18 protein-coding genes and 1 tRNA gene are annotated in these 18,410 nt (G+C 69.2%); 5 read left to right on the top strand and 14 right to left on the bottom strand.

The window, feature by feature from the left end; genetic code table 11:
* Positions 1-23: 23 nt before the first annotated feature.
* Together BM199_RS14220 and BM199_RS14215 are read right to left on the bottom strand one after the other, a co-directional pair.
* Positions 24-1,280, bottom strand: a complete 1,257-nt coding sequence (locus BM199_RS14220; RefSeq protein ID WP_245788355.1) for an HNH endonuclease signature motif containing protein — start codon at positions 1,278-1,280, stop codon at positions 24-26.
* Between the two features lie 280 nt (positions 1,281-1,560).
* Positions 1,561-1,633 (bottom strand) — tRNA-Asn (locus BM199_RS14215).
* Between the two features lie 165 nt (positions 1,634-1,798).
* On the opposite strand from BM199_RS14215, the gene BM199_RS14210 reads away from it, so the two are divergent.
* Positions 1,799-2,050: a hypothetical protein gene (locus tag BM199_RS14210; protein WP_091673624.1), complete on the top strand. Its 252-nt coding sequence runs from the start codon at positions 1,799-1,801 to the stop codon at positions 2,048-2,050.
* An 86-nt stretch (positions 2,051-2,136) separates the two neighbouring features.
* Here BM199_RS14210 and BM199_RS14205 read toward each other — a convergent pair whose 3' ends face one another.
* The 3 genes from BM199_RS14205 to dnaG form a co-directional block, all read right to left on the bottom strand.
* Positions 2,137-2,970 (bottom strand): trans-aconitate 2-methyltransferase, encoded by an 834-nt coding sequence (locus BM199_RS14205; RefSeq protein ID WP_091673622.1) that lies wholly within the window; start codon positions 2,968-2,970, stop codon positions 2,137-2,139.
* Positions 2,971-3,035: 65 nt separating this feature from the next.
* A complete protein-coding gene (locus BM199_RS14200) occupies positions 3,036-3,557 on the bottom strand; it encodes a hypothetical protein (RefSeq protein WP_091673621.1) in 522 nt (173 codons plus the stop codon).
* A 5-nt stretch (positions 3,558-3,562) separates the two neighbouring features.
* On the bottom strand, positions 3,563-5,494 hold the full coding sequence (dnaG, locus tag BM199_RS14195) for a DNA primase (protein WP_091673744.1): 1,932 nt from the start codon (positions 5,492-5,494) through the stop codon (positions 3,563-3,565).
* A 9-nt stretch (positions 5,495-5,503) separates the two neighbouring features.
* On the opposite strand from dnaG, the gene BM199_RS14190 reads away from it, so the two are divergent.
* Entirely contained in the window at positions 5,504-6,433 is a 930-nt protein-coding gene (locus BM199_RS14190; RefSeq protein WP_091673619.1) for a sigma-70 family RNA polymerase sigma factor, read from the top strand.
* Here BM199_RS14190 and BM199_RS14185 read toward each other — a convergent pair.
* Positions 6,419-7,006 (bottom strand): carboxymuconolactone decarboxylase family protein, encoded by a 588-nt coding sequence (locus tag BM199_RS14185; RefSeq protein WP_091673618.1) that lies wholly within the window; start codon positions 7,004-7,006, stop codon positions 6,419-6,421. The two genes, BM199_RS14190 and BM199_RS14185, sit on opposite strands and share 15 nt — an antisense overlap.
* Before the next feature lie 131 nt (positions 7,007-7,137).
* Here BM199_RS14185 and BM199_RS14180 point away from each other — a divergent pair, with 131 nt between their 5' ends.
* Positions 7,138-7,401, top strand: a complete 264-nt coding sequence (locus BM199_RS14180; protein ID WP_091673616.1) for a hypothetical protein — start codon at positions 7,138-7,140, stop codon at positions 7,399-7,401.
* A gap of 13 nt (positions 7,402-7,414) precedes the next feature.
* Here BM199_RS14180 and BM199_RS14175 read toward each other — a convergent pair whose 3' ends face one another.
* The 8 genes from BM199_RS14175 to BM199_RS14140 all read right to left on the bottom strand — a co-directional run bounded on the left by BM199_RS14175 (position 7,415) and on the right by BM199_RS14140 (position 17,169).
* Positions 7,415-9,181: a glycosyl transferase gene (locus BM199_RS14175; protein ID WP_091673615.1), complete on the bottom strand. Its 1,767-nt coding sequence runs from the start codon at positions 9,179-9,181 to the stop codon at positions 7,415-7,417.
* Positions 9,182-9,234: 53 nt separating this feature from the next.
* Positions 9,235-10,353 carry a serpin family protein gene (locus BM199_RS14170; RefSeq protein ID WP_091673613.1) on the bottom strand — a complete coding sequence of 373 codons (1,119 nt, stop codon included), beginning with the start codon at positions 10,351-10,353 and terminating at the stop codon, positions 9,235-9,237.
* A 112-nt stretch (positions 10,354-10,465) separates the two neighbouring features.
* Positions 10,466-11,452 (bottom strand): GlxA family transcriptional regulator, encoded by a 987-nt coding sequence (locus BM199_RS14165; protein ID WP_091673743.1) that lies wholly within the window; start codon positions 11,450-11,452, stop codon positions 10,466-10,468.
* 331 nt (positions 11,453-11,783) lie between these two features.
* A complete protein-coding gene (locus tag BM199_RS14160; RefSeq protein ID WP_091673612.1) occupies positions 11,784-13,061 on the bottom strand; it encodes a deoxyguanosinetriphosphate triphosphohydrolase in 1,278 nt (425 codons plus the stop codon).
* A gap of 48 nt (positions 13,062-13,109) precedes the next feature.
* On the bottom strand, positions 13,110-13,760 hold the full coding sequence (locus tag BM199_RS14155; protein ID WP_091673610.1) for a YdcF family protein: 651 nt from the start codon (positions 13,758-13,760) through the stop codon (positions 13,110-13,112).
* A gap of 58 nt (positions 13,761-13,818) precedes the next feature.
* Positions 13,819-15,207 (bottom strand): glycine--tRNA ligase, encoded by a 1,389-nt coding sequence (locus BM199_RS14150; protein ID WP_091673608.1) that lies wholly within the window; start codon positions 15,205-15,207, stop codon positions 13,819-13,821.
* A 102-nt stretch (positions 15,208-15,309) separates the two neighbouring features.
* Positions 15,310-16,002, bottom strand: a complete 693-nt coding sequence (locus BM199_RS14145; RefSeq protein ID WP_091673606.1) for a class F sortase — start codon at positions 16,000-16,002, stop codon at positions 15,310-15,312.
* A gap of 6 nt (positions 16,003-16,008) precedes the next feature.
* On the bottom strand, positions 16,009-17,169 hold the full coding sequence (locus BM199_RS14140; protein WP_091673604.1) for a hypothetical protein: 1,161 nt from the start codon (positions 17,167-17,169) through the stop codon (positions 16,009-16,011).
* A 345-nt stretch (positions 17,170-17,514) separates the two neighbouring features.
* Between BM199_RS14140 and BM199_RS14135 the strand changes: the two genes are divergently transcribed.
* On the top strand, positions 17,515-17,913 hold the full coding sequence (locus tag BM199_RS14135) for an ArsR/SmtB family transcription factor (protein WP_091673602.1): 399 nt from the start codon (positions 17,515-17,517) through the stop codon (positions 17,911-17,913).
* Positions 17,910-18,338, top strand: coding sequence for a Fur family transcriptional regulator (locus tag BM199_RS14130; protein ID WP_091673601.1), 429 nt, complete (start codon positions 17,910-17,912; stop codon positions 18,336-18,338). The genes BM199_RS14135 and BM199_RS14130 overlap by 4 nt, the downstream gene beginning before the upstream one ends.
* Positions 18,339-18,410: the final 72 nt, after the last annotated feature.

The raw sequence follows: 18,410 nt of genomic DNA, 5'->3' as shown, positions 1-18,410 counted from the left end.
GATGTTCTCGCGAGAGCACGCCACTAGGGAATTGGGCTCGCGTGGCGCTGGCGCGGTATGCGTGGCACGCGTCGGCTGGGCAGATCATGGGCGGTGTTGCGGAGTGGCTGTTGCTCGGGATCCAGCCATTCGGGTGGGATGAATTCGGGGGTGCCGTGGCGGATGCGGACGGTCCAGCCGGTGTGATGCAACTCCCGATGGTGGCGAGCGCAGACGAGGATCATGTTGTCCAGATCGGACAGTCCGTTGTCGATCCACGAGATCACGTGGTGAACCTGACACCACTTCGGGCCGCGTGTGCAGCCCGGCCGGACGCATCCCCGGTCCCGGATGGCGAGGGCCCGTCTCTGGGCCGGGGTGGCGAGGCGCTGGGCACGGCCGAGGTCGAGGACCTCGCCCTGCCTGCCGAGCACGGCGGGCAGCACCTTCGCTTCACAGCACCAGCGCCGGAGCTGACTGATCGAGGTGTAGCCGCTCGCATTCAGCATCGCGGTCTCGGCGCGCTGCTCCAACTCCGCGAGCGACACGGTCACCGTCACCACGGCGCGTTCGCCGCCGGCGGTGGGCAGATCGTCGGCGCGGGCGGTGCGATCGATGATCTCCGCCAGCGCGTCGCCCTGCCGCTGCGCGATACTGCGCCGATCCGGGGTGCCGTCGGCATCCGCCGGGTCTGGCTTGGCCAGCGGATGCAAGACGCCTTCCAGCTCCCCGGCGGACTCCGGATCCAGCTGGCCGGAGAACACATACTGCCCATCCCGGCGATACCGGCCGTAAAACTCCCGATACGGCCCCGCAGACCGTTCCCGATCCTTCGGCGGGGCGTTCTCCACATCCCAGTGGCCCAAGATCCGCTGCCCCACCTTGGCAACCTCGGTCGCGCTGGCCTGCCGACCCAGCTCCACCAAGGTGTCCTCTGTCGCGAGCCGCTCAACCTCGGGAAGAGCATCCGGCGCCTGGGCAAGGACCTTCTGAATCTCCCGCACCTGCGCGGCACCGATCTCCCCCGCCCGCAAAGCCTCCTCCACCACCGGCATCGGAGTCGTCGCCTGCGCCACCCGGGCCTTCGCCTCACCTCGAGTCAGATGCAACGCCACCATCAACAACGACACCGTCCCCGCATACCCCTGCGCGACAGCGGCACCCCGCTTCTCCGTCTCTGCAACAAGTTCCAGCATCCGCCCGTACTGCTGGCGCAAAACCTTTTCGGACTCGAGCAGCCCACCGAGCAGCTCCCCCTCAGAGAGCTGCCACGCCGGAATCACCTGCTCGTCAACGTCCACACCACCGACGCTACTCGAACACCCGTTCTACCGACGGGCAATGTCGACAAGCGGTCATTCCCGCTCGACAAGCGGCACCGGCCGATCACCCCGACAGCGCGCCCGCACCCGCCGCCCATCGCACTTTCCCGGGAAAGTGCGAGAGGTCAACCCCATGACCAGGGGCGGAGAGTCTCAAGCCGTGCACTTTTGCGGGAAAGTGCCACCTGTAGTTTTCGTGCGATCCGCCACCCGTCCCCCGGACAGAAAAAAGCCCCAGGCCTGTGGCCTGGGGCGAGTGCTCCCCCGGTTGGACTCGAACCAACAACCCTCCGGTTAACAGCCGAATGCTCTGCCAGTTGAGCTACAGGGGAACGCTGTTGTGCTGGCCTGGATCGCTCCGTCCCAACGAGAAATACTCTAACGCATCACCTATCGGCTCCTGTCAGGCACCCCCGGCTGTCCGCTCACGCGCACGCCACCGCCATGTGAGGGACAATGAGTAGTCGAGCACACGAGGACGAGGAGGGGTGCGGAGCATGAAGAAGTTCCTACTTGGCGCGGCCGTGGGTTACGTGCTGGGTGCCCGAGCCGGCCGAGGGCGATACGAGCAGATCGTGCGCAACTACCGCCGGATCACCGACCACCCCGCCGTGCAGGGCGCGGCCGGGGTGGCCAGGGCGAAGGTCGGCGAGAAGCTCGGCGAGAAGGCCCCCTTCTCCCGGCGCAGGCCGGTGCACAGCGGCAACGGCTCAGGTGGACGGGGTGAAGCCCAGACCACTCAGGCCTGAGAGGGCGTCTGGGAACGGTGGAATGCGTGATCGAGGTGATCTGTGGAACTCGGCCGACGCAGTCCCGCTATCGAGGCGACAGGGCGTCATGCAGCAGGACTGGACAGTGACTGGAAGCCAGAGCCCTGGCGACTCGATAGCGGACCCGAGTTCTCAGAAAGGCACTGAGCCACGACGAACACCCGGCGGAACGAGAACCACGTGGTGCCGTCCGCTCTCGGCGGATAGGCCTCGTCGAGCAGCGGGGCAAGGCGCTCGCGAAACCGCGACCACCCCTCATCGTCCAGCGCGGCTCTGACCGGGCGCAACGCGGTTCCACTGATCCACTCCAGCACCGCGTCGCGGCCGGTCAGCCGCTGCACGTACGTCGTCTCCCAGGCGTCCACCGCGCACCCCGCCTCGGCGAGCAGTTCGGCATACCCGATCGGGTCATCGACGGTGTCCTCCGCGCGCAACCCCGCCCCGGCCAGCGCGTCCGCCCACTCCGGCTGCTCGGCCAGCGACCGCACCAGCTCGTGCGACGGTGCCCGGAAGTTGCCCGGCATTTGTACCGCCAGCCACGCACCCTCCGGCAACTCCCCGACCCAGCGCCGGAGCAGCTCCCTGTGCTCCGGCACCCACTGCAGCACGGCGTTGCTCACCACCACGTCGGTATCCGCGCGCGGCTTCCAGGTCCGGACGTCGGCCACCTCGGCAGCCACACCGGCCGCACGGGCGGCCGCCACCATCTCCGGCGAACTGTCCAGGGCCTCGACCTCGGCACCAGGCCAACGCTCACGCAGCACCCCGGTGAGATGCCCCGGCCCGCAGCCGAGGTCGACCACCCGCCTGGGCGCCCTCGCGCCAATTCGCCCGATCAGGTCATGAAACGGCCGGGCACGCAGGTCGTCGTAGTCCAGATACTTCCCCGGGTCCCACATGATCGCCTCCCGTCATACAGTACGAGCGTACTGCAAACCGGCGTGCCGCGCGGCGAGTGCCTGCACTACGTCCGTGGATCGCTCATGCCGGCCGCCGCCTCCCTGGCGATCGCGGTCACCACCTCCGGATCCGTTCCCGGGTCGGCCCGCACCTGCAACACCACACCGTCGCGGCCCGGCACCTTGCGCACCACGAACCACGCGCCGCCACCAGCCAGCTCCTTGTGGTATCGGGAGCGGATCGAACCGTCCACCCGCTGTCGGATCAGCTTCGGCAGTGTCCCAGGACGCTCCAGCTCGAACCGGACCGGTGACCGGTCGGTCAGCAGGACGGCCGCACCGGCTCGGCCCGATTCCTCGGCCTCGGTGACCGTCAGTGTGCCCGCCGCCCAAGCGGCCTTGCTGATCAGGTGCCAGCCGATCCGGCGCACTCCCCCACCGTCGGGCACCCAGAGACCGAGGTGCGTGACGGCCACGTAGCCACCGTCGGCCGTCGCGGCGTGACCGACGACGTGCTCCTCCCGGTCCATCGCCTCCGTCAGCACCTCGGGCACACCGCCGCCGAGCAGCCGTCGAATCCACTCCATCGCGTCTATTCCATTCCGCCCATGGCCTGATCCCGCAACGCCTTGCGGTACTGCTCCAGCGCCACCAGATCACCGAAGAGAGCCCGGTACTCCTCGGCGGCCTCGATCGGGGACAGTCGCTGCAACTTCGACTTGATCTCCCCGATCTGCCTGCCGACCAGGTTCTCCTGCACCGCGGCAAGCACACCACTGATGTAGCGCACGTCGACCTCGCCCTCCCCCTGGGCCTGCAACGGTTCCACCGCCAGCTCGGAGAGCAGTGATCGGATCGTCCCCTGTGGAGCATGCGCCGACGCCGCGTCGATCAGCGCCGGCCCTGCCAGACCGCACGCCGTCCCGCCCGCCGCGAGCACCGACCGGTGCACCGCCACGTATGCCGGGTGCGTGAACGCCTCCTCGGGCAACGCGTCGTACTCCGGACCCGCGATCGCCGGCTCCTGCAACGCGGCCTTGAGCACTTCCCGCTGCGCTCGCAGCCGTGGGTCACCGGGCGGGGGGCGGGGGATCTCGTTCGCGTCCCCGGTCGCCGCGCTCTGCGCCGTCTGGGCGCGGCGCGGCGCGGTTTTGACGCCGCCACCCGCGGACTCCCGCACCCGGCGCACCACCATGGCCTCGTCCTGCCAGCCAACCCACCAGGACAGCTTCGCGGCGTACCCGTCCCGCTTGGCTCTGTCCTTGATCTGCGCCACCAGCGGCACGGTCTGCTGCAACGCCGCCACCTGGCCGTCGACCGAGTCGAGGTCGTAGTTGCGCAGGATGCTCCGGATCACGAACTCGAACAGCGGGGTGCGCCGGGCCACCAGGTCCCGCACCGCCGCATCGCCCTTGGCCAGCCGCAGGTCACAGGGGTCCATCCCCTCGGGCGCCACCGCGATGTAGGTCTGCCCGGCGAACGTCTGGTCCCCCTCGAACGCCTTCAGCGCGGCCTTCTGCCCTGCCTCGTCCCCATCGAAGGTGAAGATCACCTCGCCGCGGAACGCGTCGTCGTCCATCAGCAGCCGGCGCAGCATCTTCATGTGGTCCTCGCCGAACGCGGTCCCGGAGGATGCCACGGCGGTGGGGACACCGGCGGCGTGCATGGCCATCACGTCGGTGTAGCCCTCGACGACCACCACCTGGTGCCTGCGCGCGATCTCCCGCTTGGCCAGGTCCAGCCCGAACAGCACGTGCGACTTCCGGTAGATCGGGCTCTCGCTCGTGTTCAGGTACTTCGCCTGGATCGGGTCGTCGTCGAAGATCCGGCGCGCGCCGAACCCGACGACGTCACCGCCGAGGTCGCGGATCGGCCACAGCAGCCTGCGGTGGAACCGGTCGATCGGGCCCTGCCTGCCTTCCTTGCACAGCTGCGCCTTGTACAGCTCGGTGAGCTCGAACCCCTTGCTCAGCAGATGCTTGGTGAGCCGGTCCCAGCCGCCCGGCGCGAAGCCGCAACCGAAGGTCTTCGCCGCGACGGCGTCGAACCCGCGCTCGTTCAGGAAGTCCCTGGCGAGTTGGGCGTCCGGCGACATCAGTTGCTCGGCGTAGAACTCCTGCGCGATCCGGTGCGCCTCCACCATCCGGGTCCTGGTGCCCCGGTCGCGCTGCACACTGCCGCCGCCACCTTCATAGGTGAGCCGGAACCCGACGCGGTCGGCCAGCCGCTCGACGGCTTCGGGGAAGCCGACCAGTTCCATCTTCATGATGAACTTGATCACGTCGCCACCCTCGCCACAGCCGAAGCAGTGGAAGGTGCCGTGCGTCGGGCGAACGTTGAACGACGGTGTCTTCTCGTCGTGGAAGGGACACAGGCCCTTCTGCGCTCCCCCACCGGCGTGGCGCAGCGCCACGTAGTCCCCGACCACCTCGTCGATCCGGTTTCGGTCGCGCACCTCCGCGATGTCGCTCTCCCGGATTCGTCCTGCCACGGACCCCACTGTAGTGCGCGGCTCGTGTTCCATACTGCTGGCATGCGCCTCACCCAGGACCAGCTGGCCACCGAGTTCTCCACCCACCGCACACACCTGGTCGCGGTCGCCTACCGCCTCACCGGATCGGTGTCGGACTCCGAGGACGCCGTGCAGGAGTCATGGCTGCGTCTTGCCGCGCTGCCCGAGGACCGGCGCGGCACGATCCGCGATCTCCGCGCGTGGCTGACGACCGTGGTGGGGCGAATCTGCCTGGACCGGCTGCGCTCGGCGATGGTCCGGCGGGAGCAGTACGTCGGCCAGTGGCTGCCGGAGCCGGTGGTCGCACCGGTCACCGGCGCACCCGGTGAGGACCCGCTCGACATCGCCGTTCGCGACGAGGGCATGCGGATGGCCGCGATGGTGGTGCTCGACCGGCTGACCCCGGAACAGCGGGTCGCCGTCGTCCTGCACGACGCGTTCTCGCTGCCGTTCGACGAGATCGCCTCGATCCTCGGCTGCTCCACCGCCACCGCCCGGCAGCACGGATCGCGGGGACGGCGCGCGCTGATTGACGCCGAACCGCCACCGCGCGCGTCGATGGCGCAGCAGCAGGAAATCCTCGAACGGTTCGTCGCGGCGCTGCTCAGCGGGGACGCCCGCACCGTCGCCGAGATCCTGCACCCCGACGTGGTCCTGATCGGCGACTCCAACGGCAAGGCCAGGACCACCCGGCAGATCATGGCCGGGACGGACAGGATCATCCGGTTCTTCACCGGCCTGCTCCGGCAGTACCGGCCGGGAGCGTTCGAAGCTGCCCGGCCGGTACTGGTCAATGGCGACCTGGGGGTCCACATTTCCGCCGCGCCCGGCGGCGACGGCTACCACGATCTGGACAACCATGTGAACGCCTTCGCGATCCGCGACGGCCGGATCGTGGCGATCTACGACCACGCCAACCCGGACAAGCTGAGCCGGCTACCCCTCCCGTGAGCGTTCGACCGGCATCGGCACCAGGCACGCGTCACCCGAGGTGAATCCCTGGTCGGTGATGTCCAGCGCGCTGTTCATCCGCGCCCGCATGTTCTCGAGCGCGACGAGGTAGGTCAGCTCCAGCACGCCTGCGCGGCCGAACTCTCGTTCCAGCTCGGCGACCTGCTCGTCGGTCACCGTCACCGGGCTTGCCGTCATGGCGTCGGCGTAGGCGACCGCCAGCCGCTCCTGCTCGCTGAACGCGGGTGATGTCGCATAGTCGTCGATCGACTTCAGCCGCTCGATGTCCAGCCCCTCGTGCCGTTGCAGCATCGTCCCGAAGTCGACGCACCACGAGCAGCCGAGCCGCACGGCCGTCCGGTACACCGCGAGCTCCCGCACCGGCGCGGGCAGGGTGGTGGCCGCCTTCTCGGCCAGCAGCTCGTGCACGGCACCGGCGCGGAGCAGCCGTGGGTGGTGGGCCAGCACGGCGAACGGCTCCGGGACCGCACCGTAGCGCCTTCGTGCGATCCGGTACGCGAGTCGGACCAGCATGCCGGCTTTACGGACCGGTACCTGCGGAATTCGTGACATGTCGTCCTCCCGATTCTTCGAACGTCACCCCATGGACGGGACAGCGCGAGCAGACGTGACAGCAGCTGTCACGGACGACGGCCGCCACGAGGTGGTTTGATAGACGGCATACGACGACGGGAGACAGGTCCATGGACATGCTCAGCCGTCCTGCCGATTCCCGTCGGGGCAAACGGGCCTGGCTCGGTCGTGCCTCGCTCGCTCTGGCCCTGCTCAGCTGGGTGCTACCCGTCGGGGAGCTCGTCGTCGGGGCGATCGCCATGGTGCTCGGCCTCGTGGCGCTGTTCAGGACGGCGAACGAGCGCACCGACTGGGTAGCGGCGGCCGGCGCCTGTGTGGCCTTCCTGCAGGTGCTGCTGACGGTGATGCTGCTCGCCGCGGACGCCTACGGCTGAGCTCCATCCCCTTTCACGGTGGAGTGAGGTCCCGGACATCCCAGAACCAAGCACCGTCCACCAGCCGTCCCGGCCGTTCCAGCAGCAGGTCGAGAGTCTCCCTGAGCTCGTCACGATGGCGCTGCTGAGCGAGCACGATGACGTCGGCCCGCCAGAACCGCAGGTCCCGCAGCGCGGTGGACCGCTCCTGCGCACCGATCTCGGGGATCTCCCCGGAATCCGCGACCTCGTCCAGCAGCACCGACGTCTCCCGGCGGACCGCACCGTACGTGCCCCGCTCGGGATTGGCGCCCGGACCGACGAAGTACCCCTCAGCGAGCGGGAACTCCAGTCCCGAGCGCACCTGCCAGTGCAGGGCCTCCGCGTTCCCCGGATCGGGCAGCGGGGCGATGACCACGCACCCCCCGTCATCGACGTGGCCGCGCCAGGCTCCCTCGGCGAAGAACTCGGGCACCTCGGGACGTTGGCTGACCCGCAACTCCGTGGGCACGACGGGCAGGAGCGCGGTAAGCAGCGCAGAGAACCAGATCACCTGCAGTGGGATGCGCCACTCCGGCAGCCGGGGTCGCGCACCGAGCACACGGTACGTCGCCAGCGCGAGCAGAATGCCGATCAGTGGCACACACGCCAGCGCGAACCGGGATTCGAGCACGGACTCCAGCAGCGGCAGCCGGGCCATGCCCAGCCACGGACCGGGTATCGAGGTGACCGTGCCGTCGATGGTGAGCAGCACCCCGGTGGAGATCCAGGCCAGCATCCACATCGACACCGCGACCGCCCTGGCCACCGCGTCGCGCCACAGCCAGACGGTCACGAAGATCATCAACAGCACCAGCGGCCAGCCGAAGAACGCGTTCTCCTCCGTCCGATTGATCGACAGTTCGCGGGCCGTCTCGGGGTTTCCCGCGGCCGACTCCGTCGCGAACGCCGTGAAGGCCGCCACGTCGTTGCCCACCGGGCCGTGCTCCAGCGCACCGTAACTCTGCGGGCCCGCGAACTGCCACCACAACGGGAAGGCCACCAGCGGCAGGCACACCGCGGCCGCCACGCCGATCCCCTTCAGCAGCGGGCGGGCCATGTCCTCGACCCGCTCCGGACGCGCCAGCGCGAACGCCACCGCGAACACCACGAACGCGAACGTGGCGATCAGCAGCGGTTCCTCGCCGAGAAAGACCTGCCAGGTGCCGAGAAGACCCAGCCACACCCCGGTCCGCACCGGCCGGCCGCCCTTCGCCAGCCGGAGGACACAGCCCAGCATCAGCGGCAGCACGAACAATGCGGTGAAGTTGGGGTGCGCGTTCGCGTGCGAGATGATCGGCGGCGCGAACCCGGCGAACAGCCCGCCGACCGCGGCGGCCGTCCGCGAGTCCACCACGTGCCGGGACAGGACCCAGTACCAGGCGAAGGCCGTGGCCGCGAGTCCCCCGGTCAGCACCAGCGCCCAGGTCACCGAGGGACCGAACACCCACGTCACCGGCGCGAACGGGATGCCGATGCCGAGCATCACCGTGTTCGACATCAGGTTCACGCCGTCCGGGAAGTTCTGCAGATCGGAGAACAGCGGGTTCGTCCAGGACGACACGGCGTCGGCGGACACCGCGAAGAACCACTCCCACATGTTCTGGTCCTGCCCGCTGCCGGTCAGATACCCGTGCCGCGGATTCATCCACAACGGACGGTAGACGAGGAACGCCGTGAGCAGGCTGCCGAACAGCACAAGCCCGTCGCCCAGCAGGCCACGCACGACAGGATCGCGCAGCCGACCGCCCCGCTGCGACATCCGCTCCCGATCCGCCCGTATTCCAGGCACCACACGTCCTGTGGTGGCCTGGCTCACGGGCGGACGACCCTGGCGAGGAAGTAGATCGCGCCGGTCTCCACGTGCCGGACCAGCAACAGGAACGGGCGGTCCACCCGTACGGTGACGGGATCGCCTGCGGGCATCATCACCAGGCGCATCATCACCGCCGTCGCCGCCGCGCCCTCCAGTCCCTCCTCGTCCATCCGGAGCACCGCCTGGTGGACAACATCGGACACGAGCAGCCGGGGATCCGCGCTCAGTCCGCCGAGGTCGGCGTCCGGCTGGAACATCCGGCGCACACCGAGGGCTCGCAGTACCGCGGTGAGATCGCTGCGGACGTCCACCGACACTCTGGGCAGGGCGAGATGCACCAACGCCTCGCGTGCGCCCGACATCAGCTCCAGCAGGGTGTCGGCGTCCAGAGTGGACTCCTGCTCGACGAGATCACCGTCGGGCAGCAGCACCAGCGCCTGCGCTCCTCCGGCCGCTGGCAACGCCACCAGCTGCCACCCGTGCGCCGCGGCGTAGGAGAACCGCTCGGACTGGTGCATGGTCGGCACCTGGCGTGGCCCGCCCGGAGCGCGGAAGGGGGCGTCCACGGTCTCGGACTTCTGGAACGGGAACGACCACCCTGTGCGCAGATACAGCGCGTTGACCAGCGCCGCCACGGTATCCGGTGTCACCGATCCTGGAAGAAGCAATTCCGGGATGAGCTCGCGAGTGGTCTCCGAGACGGACTCGTTGATGAGTTTGCGCGCGGCCTCGGGGTCGTCGGCGAAGGGAGCGCTCGCTACCGAGCCCCCGTTCCAGCGGCTCAGCTCCTCGCGAAAGTCGTCCTCGACCGGCAGCTTGTCCCACGCCCACAGTGTGTTCGCGACCGCGAGTTCCGGCTCCTCCTCGCTGGCCGAGGGCGCGCGCAGCGCAGCCGCGTCGAGCAGGAGCTGGTCCTGCACACCGGCATCGGTCCCCGTGCCGGCCAGCAACGCGCTCAGCTCGTCGGCCGTCTCACCCCGTGCCCCCTTCGCCACCAGGCTCAGGGCAACGGCAGCCGAGTACGGCGAGAAGCACGTGTCCGCATCGGGCGCGGCCAGCTCCCGGTGCAGGGCAAGGGCGAACTCCAGATGAGCGTGTTCGGACTCACTGTCAGCCATCCCCCGACGCTACCGTGCCCCAGTGGCCCTCGGCTGCTCCCGGCTCGAGTTTGCCGTGCGGGCAAGGGACAGCAGGACCGAGACCGGGATGTGGTGCAGCGAAGCCAGCTTCTCATGCTCCAGGAGTCCGGCGGGCTTCCGGGCGAAGTGGCTGGGGCATGTCCGGCATCCTGCGAATTCGGTCCCCCGTCATCCCGTAGTGGTCGAGGAACGCCTGCCGCAGGTTCTCCGCGGAGCGGAATCCGCATCGGCGTGCGATCGCGGCCAGCGACAGTTCGCTCCCACGCACCAGGTGCACCGCGGCCTCGGTCCGGGCAGTCCGCACGGCGCGGGCCGGGGTCGTGCCGAGATGCGTGGCGAACAACCGGGTGAGATGCCTGGTGCTCACTCCCACCCGGGCGGCGAGCACCGGCGGGCTCAGATCCTCGGCGACCCGGGCGGCGATGTACCCGAGCAGATCCCGCACCAGCCGGTCACCGGGCGGTGGAGCGGACAGGAACATGCTGATCTGCGCCTGGTCGGCCGGACGGTGCAGGTAGGTCACCAGCTCGCGGGCCACCTCACGGGCCAGCGTGGGACCGTGGTCGTCCTCGATCAGTGCGAGGGTCAGATCCAGCGCGCTGGTGACCCCTGCCGACGTGTAGACGTTGCCGTCCCGGACGTACAGCGGGGCCAGATCCACTGCCACATCGGGGAATACCGTCGCCAGCATGTCGCCGTACCCCCAGTGCGTGGTAGCCCGCCGCCCGTCCAGCAATCCAGCGGCGGCCAGCACGAACGCTCCGGTGCACACCGACGCGATCCTCCTGCTCCGGGCGACCAGCCGTCGCACCTGAGTCAGCATCCGCACATCTTTGGCGGCCGCCTCGGTGCCGTTCCCGCCAACCACCAGGATCGTGTCGATCCGCCCGGTCACCGAAGCCAGTCGCCGCGCGCCCGCGAGCACGATCCCCGACGACGTCCGAGCCCCCTGCCCGCTCACCGTCGCCAGTTCGATCGCATAAGGCGGCGAGGCCCCATGGGAGTTCGCGACCTCCAGCGCTCCACTCGGACAGGCCACATCGAGGATCTGCGCGTCGTCATAGGCGACGATCACCACACGGCGTTTGGCCTCCGGATCCGAGCTGCCCACACCGAGAATCCTCGCAGACCGAAACACCGGCCGGACGAGTTTCGCGAACTCGGGGCGCTGGTGTCGGGTGATTCTGTTTCCTTGCTGGCTGCTGGGGAATCAGGTGGTGCGTCGCAAGGCGATGTTTTCGCCTCACTCGCCGGCGGGCTGCACCACGCTCACTGCCGTGCCCGATTCAACCATCGGTGCCGGTCGCGTGCAGGAGGCCCGGATACCGCTGTTGTATCCGGGCCGACGACAACACCGCGAGGCGCCGCCTGAGCCCCAGCAGACGTAAGACGAGCAGAATCACCCGACACTAGTGCCAGCCGGTGTGCCAGGAATGCCAGGCGTGGGCCTGCGCGTCGGTCAGCGAGGCGATCTGATCGATCACCACCCGCAACCGCGCCTCGTCGTCACCCGCCCGCTCCCATGACGGGTGGAACAAGGGGTCCAGCGCCTCTGGTGCCCTCCTGCAGAGCACGTCGACGAGCTCAGCGAGCATCTGCCGCTGCCCGTCCTGCATCGCCAGCCGTCGTGGATCACTCATCACGTACCGCAGTGCCAGCGCCTTGAGCAGCGCGACCTCGGCCTCGACCTGCTCCGGTACGCACAGCTCGGCTCCGTACCGGCACAGTGGTCCCGCGCCGTGCCCGGCACGGGTCTCGCTGACCGCCGCGGTGGCGAACCGGCCGACCAGCTCGCTGGTCAGGCGTTTGAGCGCCACCTGGGCGGCCAGTGAGCCGTCGTATCCCGGCCGGGCGAGGTTCGCGACCACCGGCAGCCGCGACAGTTGCTCGGCGGCCCCCTCCAGTGCCGAGACCGGTTTGGTGGAGAAGTGCTTGGCCGCCAGTTCGGCCACCGCGGCACGCTCACCCGGATCGGTCAGCACACGCAGCGAGATCCGTCCGGACAGCACGCCGTCCTCCACGTCGTGCACCGAGTAGGCCACGTCGTCGGCCCAGTCCATGATCTGCGCTTCGAGACACCGCTGCCGATCCGGCGCCGACTCGCGCATCCACCCGAATATCTCGGCGTCGTCCGGGTAGGCGCCGAACTTGACGGCATCCTTGCCGAGGCCCCTCGGCCAGGGATATTTGGTGGCGGCGTCGAGACAGGCCCTGGTCAGGTTCAGCCCCGCGGCGGCGCCGTTTCCGGCGAGCACCTTCGGTTCCAGCCGGGTGAGAATCCGCAGGGTCTGCGCGTTGGCCTCGAAACCTCCGCAAGCCTGCGCGGCGAGGTTCAGCGCGTGCTCCCCGTTGTGGCCGAACGGCGGGTGGCCGATGTCGTGCGCCAGGCCGGCCGTGTCCACCAGATCGGGATCCGCGCCGAGTTCCTCGGCGATGCCCCTGCCGATCTGGGCCACTTCCAGCGAATGCGTCAGCCGGGTCCGCGGCACACCGGTGACCTCGGTGCCCTCCCCAGGGCCCACCACCTGTGTCTTACCCGCGAGCCGGCGCAGCGCGGCGGAGTGCAGGACCCTGGCGCGATCGCGGCCGAACGATGTGCGACCGTCACCGCCCGCCCCCGGCAGCCCGGCCTCCTTGGCCGATTCCGGCAGCCACCGCTCCTGGTCGTGCGCGCTGTACTGGTCCACGCATGCCAGCTTAGAGGGCACAGCGGCAGCGAGACCTCGCCAACGAACTCAGCCGAGGCCTGCACCGCCGATGTCGTCGGCCGGATTCTTCGACAGCCGGTAGTACAGCAGGGCGCCGGTCTCCCGGAAGATGTACTTGGCCTGCGTTTCCCTGGTCTGCACCACGGGTCCGGTGTGCGTCGGTGAGCTCCAGGCCGTCAGCCCGAGATCGTTCGCCATGGTCCTTGCCCGCAGGGAGTGCCAGGGATCGCTCACCACCACCGCGCTGCCCCAGCCGTTCTCCCGAGCCTGCTCGGCCACGGCCCGCAGTGTGCCGAGGGTGTCCCGCCCCTCACCCACCGCCACCGTGGCCGAGGCGGGCAGCCCCTGCTCCTGCAGCCACCGCGCTCCGGCTTCGGCCTCGGTGTAGGCGTCACCCGCCTTGCTGCCGCCGGCGGTGACCACCATCGGCGCGACCCCGTCCTGAAACAGCCGCTGGGCATGCTCGAGCCGCGCCTGCAGGATCTGCGACGGCCTGCCGTTGTACTGGGCCGCTCCGAGAACCACGATGACGTCGGCCTCGGCGCGGTCGTCCACCCTGGCGACCTGCCACACCCGGAACGCGGTGCCACCGATCACGAGCAGCACGATCAGCACGGCACCGAGCACGGTTCGGCGAACCCAACTCGCGACGCCGGGTCCGTTCGTCTGTGTGAACATCACCCGCTCCACTATGGCAGCAAATCCGTGACGTATGCCTGCCGTCGCCGTTGCCTCGTCAGCAGCCGATGAGCCGCGCGGCCAGATAGGACTCCAGCTTGTCGATGGCCACCCGCTCCTGCGCCATGGTGTCGCGCTCGCGGACCGTCACGGCGTGGTCGTCGAGCGAGTCGAAGTCGACGGTCACGCAGAACGGCGTGCCGATCTCCTCCTGGCGGCGGTACCGCTTACCGATCGAACCGGCGTCGTCGAACTCGATGTTCCAGTGCTGACGCAGTTTCGTGGCGATATCGCGGGCCTTCGGTGTGAGGTCTGCGTTGCGCGACAACGGAAGCACCGCGGCCTTGATCGGCGAGAGCCGGTAGTCCAGCTTCAGCACGACGCGCTTGTCCACACCACCCTTGGCGTTGGGCACCTCGTCCTCGGTGTAGGCGTCGAGCAGGAACGCCATCATCGGCCTGCCGACACCGGCCGCGGGCTCGATGACGAAGGGCCGGTAGCGCTGTCCGGACGTCTGGTCGAAATAGGACAGGTCCACGCCAGAATGGTTCGAGTGCGTGGTGAGGTCGAAGTCGGTGCGGTTCGCGATGCCCTCGAGCTCGCCCCACTCCTGGCCCGCGGAGAACTCGAAGCGGTACTCGATGTCCACGGTCCGCTTGGAGTAGTGGGAGAGCTTCTCCTTCGGGTGCTCGTAGTGGCGCAGGTTGTCCCGGTTGATGCCCAGGTTCGTGTACCAGTCCGTGCGGAAGTCGATCCAGTACTGGTGCCAGGTCTCGTCCTCACCCGGCTCGACGAAGAACTCCATCTCCATCTGCTCGAACTCCCGGGTGCGAAAGATGAAGTTGCCCGGAGTGATCTCGTTCCGGAACGACTTGCCGATCTGGCCGATGCCGAACGGCGGCTTCTTCCGGGACGTCGTCTGCACGTTGAGGAAGTTGACGAAGATGCCCTGCGCCGTCTCCGGGCGGAGGTAGGCGAGACCTTCCTCGCTCTCCACCGGGCCGAGGTGCGTCTTGAGCATCATGTTGAACTCGCGCGGCGCGGTGTACTCACCGCGCGTGCCGCAGTTCGGGCACGGCACGTCCGAGAGGTCGTCCTCGCTGACCTCCTTGCCGGTGCGCTCGGAGTACTCCTCGGCCAACTGGTCCGACCGGAAGCGCCGGTGACACGAGGTGCACTCGACGAGCGGGTCGTTGAAGGCGTTGACGTGACCGGACGCGACCCAGACCTGACGCGGCAGGATGACCGAGGAGTCAAGACCGACGACGTCGTCGCGGCCCTGCACCATCGTCTTCCACCACTGGCGCTTGATGTTGTCCTTCAGTTCGGCCCCGAGGGGGCCGTAATCCCATGCCGACCGCGTACCGCCGTAGATCTCCCCGCTCGGAAAGACGAAACCACGACGCTTGCACAGGCTGACAACGGTCTCAATGGTGTTGGCGGGCACCCACGCTCTCCAGACATGCGGGAACGGTCATTTGACTACAAGGTGTCAGAGTATCCCGCCGGTCACACCGGCTCCGCGAGGGGACTGGCTAGTGTCCCGACACTAGGGCCGCCGCACGAGTTCCGCGGTGGCGATCCGGTTGTCGGAGTATCCGTCCGTTCCGCCGACGTAGTCACCACCACAGGTGACCAGAACCAGCCGGTGCGGGCCGTCCTGCCCGAACAACCGCTCGGCGACGGACGGCAGATCGTGCTTGTCGACCGTGACCACCTCGGTGATCCGGTAGGTCCACGCTCCGCCCTCGGTGTCGACCACCCGCACCTCCTGCCCCGGCCGGTTGCGCCACAGTTCGTCGAACGGCCCCTTCACCCGGTTCCAGTTCACGTGTCCGGACAGCAGGGCCGCGCCACGCTCGGCTCCGAGACCGGCACCCCACCAGGTGGCCTCCTCGAGGCTGTCCGGGATCGGCAGCGTGCCGTCGTCGGTCAGCTCCCGGCGCACCAGCCTCGCGGTTCCGCCCTCTGGCAGTCGGACGGTCCCCGGCCGCTGGACCGTCGCCACCGGGCGCTCGACGGTTGCCTCGGCCGTCGTCTCGGCTGCCAGTTCGGCACCTGTCGTTGGCACCGCGCGAACCGGAGCCGGGGGCGGCGGCTCGGGGGCGCCGAGTACGACCACACCCGCGAGCGTGACGGCTACCGCGAGCAGACCGAGGGCCGCGGCGAGCCAGGCTCGCCGTCGCGGGCGGCGAGTTCGTCCGGATTCGTCCGGTGTGGACGGTGACACGCTGTCGTCCATCGGGCGCTACTCGCCGTTCTGCCGAACCTGCTCGCAACCGCGACGACGAGCCGGGCGCCGCACCAGCAACGCCGCGGCACCGAGTACGAGGCCGGCCCCGACCAGCGCGTACCCGAGCGGCTCCTGGCCGGACTCCTGCACCGAGACACCGGCGGGGATCTTGATCGGGACGGCCGGCCGCTGCTGCGACCGGGGAGGGAGCGCGGCAAACCCGTGTGGCAGGGAGCAGCTGACGCCGCCGAAGACCATCCTGGTGCGCACCACCTTGCCGAGGTCCTCACCCTCGGCGTCGCGGAGCTGACTGATGATCTCGACGTGCCATCCCGCGGCGGCGGTGACGTCACCCCCACGCCACTTCTCCTGGCGCAGCAGCTGGTCGAACTCGGTCACCCGGCGAACCACCACGTCGGACGTGGAGTGCTCGTCGTCGGCGTCCTGCAGGTTCAGCGGCGCACCCAAGGGCAGATTTTCCAGGCGCAGCTCGGCGTCCCCCCGCGGCAGTTCGGCGGGCGCGAGTTCGCCGTCCTCGCCGAGTACCCAGAGCGCGTCGGCGGTGGTCTCGGCGGTCACGTCGTCGGCGGCGGCGCACTCGACGGCGCTGCGTGCGCCCTCGAACGCCAGCACGGTGCTCGCCACCGAGGAGCCCGGCGCGGACTCGGCACCCCCGGAGGGCTCGGTGGTCTCGGCGGTCGTGGAGTCCTCGGTGATCGTGGAGTCCTCGGCGGTCTCGGCGCGGAGGTCGCGGAGGGCGTAGTTGCTCTCGGCCACGGCGGCGGGCACCGTCGTGTCCCTGAGCGTCGCGACGATGTTGTGCTCCCGGCTGGTGACGCCGGCCGGGAACGGGCTCGCGCCTGGCTCGAAGCGGCCGAGGTTGATCGCGTAGTGCGGGCCGATGGCGTTCTTCTCGCCATCCGAGGCGGGCACCGTGGAGCGATCCTGGGATAGCTTCGAACCGCCCGGACTCACCGGCGAACGCTGGGTCTCGGTGATCACCGTGCCACCACCCTGCCCGTCCTCGCCCACCTTCACGGCCACGGCGTTCGCGAATGCGACGGGACCGGTCTCCGCGTCCACGGTGCGGACGTCTTGGGCGGCGGCGACACCGGGCACTGCCGCCAGGGCGAGGACAGCGGCGCAGCCCACCATCCTGATCACGGAACGAGTCATGTCTCCTCGGCTTCTGGTCCCGTTCGTGGGCGTACCGGATCGCGGCGTCCCTCGAACTGCTCCTTCAGTGCCACCCCCACCTCCGGAGTACGACGATGACACAACTCGGGGCCGCCTGGCCGGATCACGCGACAAACTTTCACCTCTGGCGAAGACCGGACTCCAGTTACGTGGAAATTCGGCCGGATGTCACCCGAATGGAGTAGCTCTGCCGTGGCAACGACACCGGGCTGGCGCGACGGGCGGGGCACTCACCGGCACGACACTAGGATGGAGTGACAACCCCCGACACCGGTCATCCGCTCGCGACCGCATCCGGGGTCTGAAACAACGGCTGGAGATCGAATGGCGACGGTGAGTTCGGAGACGGCAACCGGCGGGCTGCCGCCCGGAGAGGCGGAACAACACGTGCACCCGCCGGACCGCCCGACGTCTCCGCCCACTCCCCCACCCCCCGCGGAAGTGCTGACCGACGCCGGTGAGCTGCTGCGCGCGCTGGCGGCCCCCGTACGGATCGCGATCGTCCTGCAGCTGCGCGACGGGCATCGCTGCGTGCACGAACTCGTCGACGCGCTGGACACCACCCAGCCACTGATCAGTCAGCACCTTCGGGTTCTCAAGTCGGCCGGTGTCGTACACGGTGAGCGGCGTGGACGGGAGGTCGTCTACCGTCTCGTCGACGACCACCTCGCGCACATCGTGGTCGACGCGGTCACTCACGTACAGGAGGGCGGGCACTCATGAGCGGTCCCATCACCCGCGGCCATGCGCCGGTGCCGGGACGCAGGGCGACGAAGCAGCGGGCCGCGGTCGTCGAACTCCTGGACGAGGTCGACGACTTCCGCTCCGCACAGGAGTTGCACGACGAGCTGCGCAAGCGGGGTGAGGGTATCGGCCTGACGACCGTGTACCGCACGTTGCAGTCGCTGTCCGAGGCGGGCGAGATCGACGTGCTGCGCACGGACTCCGGCGAGGCCATCTACCGGCGTTGCTCCTCGCACCATCACCACCACCTGGTGTGCAGGCACTGCGGATACACCGTGGAGATCGAGGGCCCGGCGGTGGAGCGCTGGGCGGACAAGATCGCCGACGGCAACGGTTTCTCCGACATCAGCCACACCGTGGAGATCGTCGGCACCTGCGCCACCTGCCGCGCCCGCTACTCCTAATCCCCCTTCCCACATCCCCCCACCCCTTCCCGCCCCTCCCGCCCCCTATCCCTGTTCGTCACCTGGGCGCGT

This window comes from Amycolatopsis marina (assembly GCF_900111885.1).
Taxonomy (GTDB): domain Bacteria; phylum Actinomycetota; class Actinomycetes; order Mycobacteriales; family Pseudonocardiaceae; genus Amycolatopsis; species Amycolatopsis marina.
The sequence above is the reverse complement of the archived record's forward strand: the minus strand, read 5'-3'. Positions and strand labels throughout refer to the sequence as shown.